General features: G+C 68.9%; 8 protein-coding genes. 5 read left to right on the plus strand and 3 right to left on the minus strand.

Translation table 11 applies throughout. The features are described from left to right. Nucleotides 1-172: 172 nt before the first annotated feature. A complete protein-coding gene (locus tag ACTWPV_RS43445; protein ID WP_443156259.1) occupies nt 173-754 on the plus strand; it encodes a mycothiol transferase in 582 nt (193 codons plus the stop codon). Nucleotides 755-836: 82 nt separating this feature from the next. Here ACTWPV_RS43445 and ACTWPV_RS43450 read toward each other — a convergent pair whose 3' ends face one another. Together ACTWPV_RS43450 and ACTWPV_RS43455 are read right to left on the minus strand one after the other, a co-directional pair. Beyond that, a complete protein-coding gene (locus ACTWPV_RS43450; RefSeq protein WP_443156260.1) occupies nt 837-1,325 on the minus strand; it encodes a pyridoxamine 5'-phosphate oxidase family protein in 489 nt (162 codons plus the stop codon). A 14-nt stretch (nt 1,326-1,339) separates the two neighbouring features. Further along, nucleotides 1,340-2,728, minus strand: a complete 1,389-nt coding sequence (locus tag ACTWPV_RS43455; protein ID WP_443156261.1) for an MFS transporter — start codon at nt 2,726-2,728, stop codon at nt 1,340-1,342. Nucleotides 2,729-2,864: 136 nt separating this feature from the next. Here ACTWPV_RS43455 and ACTWPV_RS43460 point away from each other — a divergent pair, with 136 nt between their 5' ends. Beyond that, on the plus strand, nt 2,865-3,359 hold the full coding sequence (locus tag ACTWPV_RS43460) for a winged helix-turn-helix transcriptional regulator (RefSeq protein ID WP_347649566.1): 495 nt from the start codon (nt 2,865-2,867) through the stop codon (nt 3,357-3,359). Nucleotides 3,360-3,601: 242 nt separating this feature from the next. On the opposite strand, the gene ACTWPV_RS43465 is transcribed toward ACTWPV_RS43460, so the two are convergent. Beyond that, complete coding sequence (locus ACTWPV_RS43465) at nt 3,602-4,402, minus strand: hypothetical protein (protein WP_443156268.1); 801 nt, start codon at nt 4,400-4,402, stop codon at nt 3,602-3,604. A 111-nt stretch (nt 4,403-4,513) separates the two neighbouring features. Here ACTWPV_RS43465 and ACTWPV_RS43470 point away from each other — a divergent pair, with 111 nt between their 5' ends. The 3 genes from ACTWPV_RS43470 to ACTWPV_RS43480 all read left to right on the plus strand — a co-directional run bounded on the left by ACTWPV_RS43470 (nt 4,514) and on the right by ACTWPV_RS43480 (nt 6,205). Further along, nucleotides 4,514-5,341: a helix-turn-helix domain-containing protein gene (locus ACTWPV_RS43470; RefSeq protein ID WP_443156262.1), complete on the plus strand. Its 828-nt coding sequence runs from the start codon at nt 4,514-4,516 to the stop codon at nt 5,339-5,341. 59 nt (nt 5,342-5,400) lie between these two features. Beyond that, a complete protein-coding gene (locus tag ACTWPV_RS43475; protein WP_443156263.1) occupies nt 5,401-5,538 on the plus strand; it encodes a hypothetical protein in 138 nt (45 codons plus the stop codon). Between the two features lie 64 nt (nt 5,539-5,602). Next, the gene (locus tag ACTWPV_RS43480) at nt 5,603-6,205 is read left to right on the plus strand and encodes a superoxide dismutase (RefSeq protein WP_347649569.1); all 603 of its coding nucleotides are present in this window, start codon (nt 5,603-5,605) and stop codon (nt 6,203-6,205) included. Nucleotides 6,206-6,228: the final 23 nt, after the last annotated feature.

The following is a 6,228-nucleotide window of genomic DNA, read 5'->3' on the forward strand; positions in this document are numbered from 1 at the left end:
CACGGCCACAGGGCGCTCGTCTCCTGATCTGGTCGCCATCGGAGAAGGCTCAAGGGGCACACCGTATGGTGGCAGGCAGGGTCCCGGTAGTGCTGATCGAAGCCGTCTACGCCGCACAAGCTGCGACGCCTTCCGGACGCGGAACATCCGGAACGGGGTCTACCGTCGCGACATGACCCACAGCGATTACTGGTGGGAACCGCCCTTCGCCGGCACCGAGGCCGAGCACCTCCTCGGTACGCTCGACCGCCTGCGCACAACCTTTCGCTGGAAGACCGACCTCGACGCGGCCGGGCTGCAGACCCGCATCGGCGCCTCGTCGCTCACTCTGGGCGGCCTGCTCAAGCACCTCGCATGCGCCGAAGAGCAGATGTTCAGCACCAAACTCAGCGGCGCTCCGCTCGGCGCGCCGTGGGACACCGCAGACTGGAACGCCGACCCCGACTGGGACTTCAACTCGGCCGCCGACGACACTCCCGAGGACCTCTACGCGCTCTGGGACGCCACCGTCGAACGGTCCCGGGCGAGGCTCGACGCGGCCCTGGCCACCGGCGGACTCGACCAGCTCGTCCACCTCTCCCACGCCGACGGGCGCCATGTGAGCCTGCGCCGGCTGCTCTGCGACCTGATCGAGGAGTACGGGCGGCACACCGGGCATGCCGACCTGCTCCGCGAGGCCGTGGACGGGCTGGTCGGTGAGGACCCTCCGGCTAAATGGCACGCGAAGTGCAACCGGTCACACCTCCGCAATTAGCCGCTGTACCGACCACAGCTGCAGACCAGCTGCCCTGTCCCGGATTCCGGAACAGGACGGCTCGGCGATGTCTCCAGGTCGTTCAGCGCTTCCCCGGCGCGTACCAGATTCTGCTGTGCAGGTCGCTGCCCCTGATCACTTGCACGCGCCACGGCTCCAGCCGCAGCACGTGCAGCTTGGGGTCGCCCGGGTCGCGCCAGAAGTTGCCCAGGTCGTAGCCGGCCCCCTGCGGGCTCGTACGCCGATAGAGGCCCCACACGTGGTACTTGGTCTCCAGGTCGTCGGCCCAGGTGGCGACGGTGTCGACGCTCACCGCGTTCTGCCGGGGCGTCCAGTAGGAGAACGTGCTGTGCGGGTTGCCCGCCAGGTGGGCGGCCTTGACCGGTGTCCTGTAGGTGGCGAGCCAGCCCAGCGGCAGGCCGTCGACGTTCTCCCAGACGGGGATCAGTACTCGTGCGCGGGGCCGTCCCTTCTGGTCGACCGTGGTCATGGTCGCGTACACGATGTCGCCGATGTAGGCGTCGAACTGGCCCTTGATCTCGGCGAACGACGTCACGTGGTTGCTCAACATCGTCTCCCTGCTGCTCAAACGGTGGCGGGGGCGGACTCTTGGGCCGGTTCGGGGGAGGCGACACGGGTCCGCAGGCCGAAGGCCATGACTGCCGCGCCGAGCAACGCCGCCACCAGCGGGACCACCAGTGCGGTCCGCAGCGCGTCCAGACCGGTCCCGGCGGAGACGCTGACCGCGGTGACGGCCGACAGCCCGAGCGCCATGCCGAACTGCATGGCCGTGTAGAGCAGACCGCCCGCCAGACCGTGCTCCTCCTCCTCGACGCCCTCGGTCGCGGCCATGGTCAGCGGGCCGTACGCCAGCGCGAAAGCCAGACCGAGCAGGAGCAACGCCGGGAGCATGGCGGTGTAGGCCCAGTCCATGCCGACGGGCAGAAACAGCGCGTACGCGACCGCCGCGAGCACGATGCCGCCGAACAGGACTCGCGCGTTTCCGAAGCGGTTGACCAGGCGTGGCGTCAGCGTGGGCGCGAGCACCGTGTCGATCCCGATCACCAGCATGGCCAGGCCGGTCTGCATCGTGCTCCAGCCGCGCACCTCCTGGAAGTACAGGGTGGCCAGGAACTGGAAGCCGGCGAACGCCACCAGGAACAGCAGAGCCGCCACGTTGACGCGCACGAGCGACGCCTTGCGCAGGATCCCCAGCCGCACCAGCGGTGACGACGATCGCCGTTCGATCGCGACGAACTGCCCGAGCAGCGCCAGCCCTGCGACGAACGTCGCAACCGTCAGGAGAGGCCCGTCACCGGGGTGCTCCAGCCGGACCACGCCGTACACCAGGAGCAACATGGCCCCGGTGATGGACAGCGACCCCGCCAGGTCGAAGCTGCCCCGAGCCCGCTTGCCGCCGGTGTCGCGCAGCAGGGCCAGCGCCGCCACCAGGATCAGCGCGGACAGGATGACCGGCGCGAAGAACACCCACCGCCAGCCGAACGAGGTGAGCACGCCGCCGGCGACCAGCCCGAGCGAGAACCCGCCCGCCGCCGTCCCCGCGTACACGCCCAGCGCCTTGGTGCGTAGGCGGCCCTCGGGGAAGTTGGAGGTGATCAGCGCCAGCCCGGCCGGCGCCATGAACGCGGCCGCCACCCCCGTGACGAACCGCGCGGCCAGCAACATCCAGCCTTCGGTGGCGAACCCGCCGAGCCCGGAGAAGAGCAGGAAGACGCTCAGCCACACCACGAACATCCGCCGGTGTCCCAGCAGGTCGGCGGCGCGGCCGCCCAGCAACATGAACCCGCCGTAACCGAGCACGTAGGCGCTGACCACGCCGCTGAGCATCCCGGTGGACAACCCCAGGTCGGCGCGGATCGACGGCAGCGCCACGTTCAGCATCGCCACGTCGATCCCCTCCAGGAAGATCGCGGCGCACAACACCAGCAACACGCCCCACGCACGCGCTGTCATGCGTGCGGGCCCGCTGACGGAATCCGACATCGGAGCCCAACCTCTCTGCATCGGAGAACCGATCCGCAGACGGTTCCCCAATGCCCTCTTGGTTCCTTCTTGTAAGTGACAGCATCGTCAGGCACTATCGATGAGCATGGAAGACGGCACTTTCAAGTCCCTCGGTTACTGCGGTGATACCGGCATCGACGAGGACGTTCTCCAGTGGGACCAGCGCGCGGAGTGTGAGGTGCGGCATATTCTCGACCGCATCGCCGACAAGTGGTCGCTTCTGATCATCGCGCTGCTCGACAAGCGGAGCCTGCGCTTCAGCGAGCTGAGCCGCGCGATCGATGGGGTCAGCCAGCGCATGCTGACCCGTACGCTGCGGCATCTGGAACGCGACGGGCTGGTGAGCCGGACCGTGCATCCCACCGTCCCGCCACGTGTTGACTACGAGCTGACCCCGATGGGCGCGACCCTGCACAGCACCATCAGCGCCCTCGTCATCTGGACCGAGGAGCACCAGAACGCCATCGCGGCCGCTCGCGCCGCGTACGACAGAAAAGTGGTGGCCGAACGGGAGACCGCGGAACGCCTGGAGGCCGAACGCCAGGCCGTCGCCCACGTGGCCCTGTCAGGCAGGGGCTGACCACCACCACGCCCCGCGCGGCGGCGCAGGAGCAGGCGATCGGCATCCTCGACCTGCCACAACCCGCGTCTCCGGAAGGTGGCCGCGGGTCCGGTTGATCCGGCCGCCGCTTGGGCGGCCGGGCCGGCCGGGTTCAGGCCGAAGGGACCGGCACCGCCGTCCTTCTGGTCCCGCTTGTCGCCGTCCCAGGGACAGCGGTCTCCTCTCCCGTCCCGGTACCAGCCGCGTTCTTGTCCCGATGGTCAGCGGATCCAGACCGAGGCGTACACGCCGTCCTCGACATTCACCTGCACCGGGCGCAGGCCGCGCGCCACCAGGTTGTCGAACCTGCGCTGGTAGGCGGAGCCGGAGGTGTCGATGTGGTGGTACCAGGGCCGGACACCGTCCTTGCGGTAGATCGCGGCGAACCGCGCCCCTCCCGGGCCCACCGCGACCGCCGTCGGGCGAAACCCCTCGGCGGTTCGCTCGTCGAAGAACTTCTTGTGCCCGGCGGACGACTTTCCGTACGAGTAGTACCACCCGCCTCCCTGGCTCCGCCGCCAGACCGCGACGTACCGGGGGTCCGACGGCGTACCGTACATATCAATCGAGACCGGTACGTACCCATCCGCGTGGGCCTTCCGGTTGTGGGCGGCGAACTCTGCCCCGGTGAGCCCCATGCGGGAGAAGAACCGTTCGGAGCGCTTCTCCCACAGTGCGGCGAACGTCGCACGGCCGGCCGGACCCGTCGCGGACACCGATATCGGCTGGTACCCCTGCGCGAGGTAGTCGTCGAACCGGGCCTTGAAGCCCGCTTCGGACATCCCGCTCCGCGAGACCCAGGCTCCGCCTCCGCCCTTGACCCAGACAGCCGCGTATCTCGGCCCTTCCGAGACGCTCACCGTGATCGGCCGGTAACCCCGGCTGCGCAGGCTCTCGAAATGGGCCTGGTGCGCGCTCTGGCTCGCGCCGGAATATGCGCGGAAGGCCACCCCCGTGGTGGCGTGTGCCGGCGCCGCGACAACGCAACTCCCCATGGCGACCGCAACCACTGCCGCGAACATCCTCTTCACTCGTGTGCCTCCTCAGACGGCTGACTTGCCCAGTACGGCTCATCCTTGTCACGCTTTGATTGATCACCACCGATCAGATGTTTGATCAACGAGGCAGGGCGAATGGGCAGGCCAGAACGGAAACTCGATCCTGACAGCGGGTTGGTCGAACACTTCGCACATGACTTACGCCAGCTGCGCGTCGCGGCAGGGCAGCCGACCTACCGGATCATGGGCTCGCGGGTCGGTTGCTCGCCGAGCAAGCTCTCAGAAGCCGCGAAAGGGCTCCGGCTGCCCAGCCTGGCGGCGACCCTCGATTACGTACGCGCCTGCGGCGTGACGGACACGGCCGAGTGGGAGCAGCGCTGGCACGAACTCGACGGCCAGATCCAGCAGCATGCCCCGACCGCCGGCCAACCCGTGCCCAGCGATCCAGCCGTGGCGGACGAAGCCCATGGCCAGGAGCCGAGGCCACGCGCTCTCTGGAAGGTCGCGGCGGTCGTCGGTACGGCGCTGGCACTCGTCACGGCCGGCGCGGCGTTCATCTGGGCCTCGGGCGATGCCGTACCAGACATACCCACGCGGTGCCGCACGCCCCTCGTGACGGCGCGCGTGCCGGTATCGATGCAACCGTGTGTCGCGGTGACCGACGGCGCCGTGGTCGCATCCCTCGACCTGCGCACGGTCCGCGCGGTCGACGGCGCGGTCGCCTACATCTGGCTGCACAACGTCAAATCCCGCGCACCGCTGGCGAAAACCCTCCGAACGTGCGAACTCGGTGTCTTGGCAGCAGGTCAGGCGCTTACGTGCGGACCGTTCTCGCACGAGGTGCCGCCTGGACGCTACACCACCGCGGTCGCGGTGGAGCCGGGCCCGCGGCAGAGCGAACCGCCGCACTGGCGCCGCGGCGCCACCGGAACGCAGAGCCAGCAGGTCAACACCGAGCCCTGAAACCGCCACGCGGAGCCATCACGGCTGTGGCGAGGTCATGGGGGCGCAGGGAACCGCCGGTGCCGCAGAAGACGATGAGACCGGTGGAGGGCCGGGCTACGGGGCGACAGGCGCTCGAGCCCCAGGCACGCGAGCAGATCATCAGCATCGAGCACGGCGGGGTGACGCTGTTCGGGCTGGCCACGTCCGAGACGTGAGCTAGTTGCAGCGCTATGGTTATTGCGAGGACTATGCAAGTAGGAGCTTTGGAGGATAGACGTCATGGGTCAGTACACCCTTCCGGACATGCCCTACGACTACGCGGCCCTGGAGCCCGCGATCACCGGCGAGATTCTTGAGCTGCACCACGCCAAGCACCACGCCGCCTACGTCAAGGGCGCCAACGACACCCTGGACCGGTTGTCGGAGGCCAGGGACAAGGGCGAGTTCGGCGGCCTGGTCGGCCTGGAGAAGACGTACGCCTTCAACCTGTCCGGCCACGTCCTGCACACGATCTTCTGGCAGAACCTGTCCCCCGACGGCGGCGACCGCCCCGACGGCGAGCTGGGCGACGCGATCACCGAGCACTTCGGCTCCTTCGACGCGTTCAAGAAGCAGCTCACCACCGCCACCGCCACCGTCCAGGGCTCCGGCTGGGGCGTGCTGGCCTGGGAGCCGCTCGGCCGCCGCCTGGTCGTCGAGCAGGTCTACGACCACCACGGCAACGTCGGCATGAACACCACCCCGCTGCTGGTGTTCGACGCCTGGGAGCACGCCTACTACCTGCAGTACCGCAACGTGCGCCCCGACTACGTCGAGAAGCTGTGGGGCCTGATCAACTGGAACGACGTCATCGCCCGCTACGACGCCGCCCGCGGCGCCTAGCCCCGATGCCGGCGGCGCCCGCC

This window comes from Nonomuraea sp. KM88 (assembly GCF_052245635.1).
In the GTDB taxonomy this organism is placed as follows: Bacteria; Actinomycetota; Actinomycetes; order Streptosporangiales; family Streptosporangiaceae; genus Nonomuraea.